General features: G+C 50.9%; 1 protein-coding gene and 2 pseudogenes. All 3 read right to left on the minus strand.

What is annotated here, in order from left to right:
* Window positions 1-168: 168 nt before the first annotated feature.
* Window positions 169-824, minus strand: a pseudogene (locus Q1A44_RS21790) (IS5 family transposase); the annotation flags it as partial.
* Between the two features lie 211 nt (window positions 825-1,035).
* Window positions 1,036-1,167: pseudogene (locus Q1A44_RS21795) on the minus strand (integrase core domain-containing protein); the annotation flags it as partial.
* 220 nt (window positions 1,168-1,387) lie between these two features.
* On the minus strand, window positions 1,388-2,050 hold the full coding sequence (locus Q1A44_RS21800) for an acyl-homoserine-lactone synthase (RefSeq protein ID WP_299629532.1): 663 nt from the start codon (window positions 2,048-2,050) through the stop codon (window positions 1,388-1,390).
* Between the last annotated feature and the right edge of the window lie 732 nt (window positions 2,051-2,782).

Below are 2,782 nucleotides of genomic sequence, written 5' to 3' on the forward strand. Positions count from 1 at the left end.
CCATTTTGCTTTTTGTCATAACCATCATCCTTACTTAAGTTGATGGTCTCCGACAAACCCGGAGCGATTCAAAGCTCTTCGCTGAACCGTGATCTCTTCATTGTGTTCGTCTCCTTCGTTGGGACGAACTCTACCTCAAATTGGAGGTGGAAACGGGTCTCAGGTCAGACCGAACATGATCTCGATGCGGTTGCGTCGTTTGTAGCGGCGCCTGTCGTACTTTACCGGTTTCTTGCGTTGCTTCCGACCAGGGATGCAGGCGCGTATTCCTTTGTCTTTCAACGCTTCTCTGAACCAGTCGGCATCATAGCCGCGATCCCCGAGTAACCAATCGACTTTCGGCAGACCGCTCAGCAGCACCCGCGCGCCGATGTAGTCGCTGACCTGCCCAGCGGTCACAAAGAGGTTCAGCGGTCGGCCTTGGCTGTCACAGATAGCGTGCAGCTTCGTGTTCATGCCGCCTTTGGTGCGGCCAATCAGACGGCCACGCCCCCCTTTTTGACGCCCATGCTGGTCGCTGTTCGGTGGGCCTTCAGATAGGTAGCGTCGATCATGATTGTCTTTTCTTCGCCGTGCTCAGCCGCCAACCCCATCATCATCTGTGCGAAGATGCCTTTCTCGCTCCATCGCTTCCAGCGGTTATAAAGCGTCTTGTGCGGGCCGTATTCCTTGGGTGCATCGCGCCACCGTAAGCCATTGCGATTGATGAAGATAATCCCGCTCAGCACACGCCTGTCATCGACCCGTGGCCTGCCGTGGGACTTCGGAAAATAGGGCTCAAGACGTGCCATCTGTGCGTCGTTAAGCCAGTAAAGATCGCTCATCTTACCGCTCCATTTTAGGAGATGTGAATCACGCAGTGAGACGGAAATCAATGGGTCCTGACCCTAAGTCCGCGTCAATCCGCTGCCAGATGCCGAAACCGTTCTAAGATTGATAGGCGACTAGTTCCAAGACTATAAAGACAATCACCCATACAGCGGCCTAAAATAGAAATCGGCTCACAAGTTCATCAGGGCCAAAAACTGAAACCGCTTAGGTGTCCGCTGAAATGGGGGCTAGATCACGCGGCGAACGGCTGGAGTGTGGGCGGTGGTGGTTGAAGTCGATGCGCCATGCCGCCAAAAAATTGCGGGCATGGTGCAGGCTGTCGAACAGATGCTCGTTCCGCCGGATATTTCAGGAGGGCAGGTTACGACATACCTCCCGCCTTGGTTTACTGGGCAGAGAAAGAAGACAAGCAACCCGATGAGCAGGAGCAAACAGTAACTTAATTTATGACAGAACCTGTCCAACAAATGGGGCTAGCTCACTGTTAGTTTCCCCTCCCAATACATGTGTTGTGTCACTGCATTTGGGGGTTAGTACACGATAGGTTGGCCAGAACTCAGCATTCGGACCGCAGATCAAGCGGCGATAATTTTTTTGCCTGAAGTTTCACTTCGGACAAATCAGAATTTGCGAAAAACAATTCCATCTCAACGTCGGATAGGCCGCATACTCGCAACAAGTGCCTATATTCGTCAGCACAGTACTCCCAAAGACCTACCCCAATATTTCTGGTGTCGCTTTGTGTCCAACCGATAATGGTAGGGACTGATCCGATCAAGCGATACACCGACAGCATTTTTCGATCAAAGACGCCCACAAAATGATCGATGCAAAACTCCTGCATAACCTTTCCACCAGCGGCCATCAGCTTAGTCGCCGAATATGGTTGTGCATTTGGCGATGTGCAAAAGCGCGTGCACTCCCAGATCAACGTACTCTCGACGGACGCACCGTGAGTGATTTCAAGGAAATGGTCGTTTACCATGGTTTTACCTACGGTCGGCAACAACCGCATTGAGGCTTCGTGCAAACCTTTTTCATCGGTTACGATCACATATAGCGGGTTGAGCAAATCATACTCGTCTCGTTCTTCGCCAAACTGATCTACCCTCACATCCCAACCTAGCCTTTTTTTGAATTGTTCCGCGCGGTCCATGAACATTGAATGGGCCAAAACCGGTTTAGACGCCAGCGCATCACCATAAAGAAAGTGTATCAATTTTCCGTCCTCTTCATTGAGTGCAGAAAATATGGAGAGCCAAGGTTAACGTCACCCTATACCACCGAACGGTGATTCGACTAAATCCGCAACACGCCACAAGAAACGGTCAGCTTAAAGAAAAGATAGTCTTTCTCGGCCTTCCAGTATGAGTTCAATTCAACACAGGTTTTGATATGGTGACCGGTCAGTGGTGATGCTAGATTTTAGACCAGTTTGCAGCCGGTTAAAGGTGGATCATGGTTTGATCTAGCCAGCTAATCTCAGTGGTTGTGTTTTGCTTGCTAATGCCCGATCGGGGGTCAATACTCAGTGCGTCGAATGCGGGCATTCGGAGCTGTAATAGGCCAAACCATGTTCCGATCCCTGCGCGCATTTTTAAACCTGCCTCGAAGGCGTGCAGATATGCGATCCACCTTAACGGCAGTTCCGATTGTCCGCGACAATCTCTGTCAACTCAGTGGCAGTTAAATCATGGCTTACTGCCGGTTCCATTTACATCCTAACTCGGTTCGCGTGAAATCAGTAGCTGACCGCATCCATTGGCCCAGATATCAACGAACCAACCTAGACTTCAGACCCTTTAAGGCATTTTTTGGCACAACTGAAAGGGCGCCCTTGAGGAGCGGTTTTCTTGTTTGTCTCTGCGCCACTTTGAACCGCTCCGGGTTTACCGGAGACCTATAGCTTCATTTCACGCGACCATATCGAGCACGTCGCGCTGTGCATAGA

This window comes from uncultured Tateyamaria sp., assembly GCF_947503705.1.
Taxonomy (GTDB): domain Bacteria; phylum Pseudomonadota; class Alphaproteobacteria; order Rhodobacterales; family Rhodobacteraceae; genus Tateyamaria.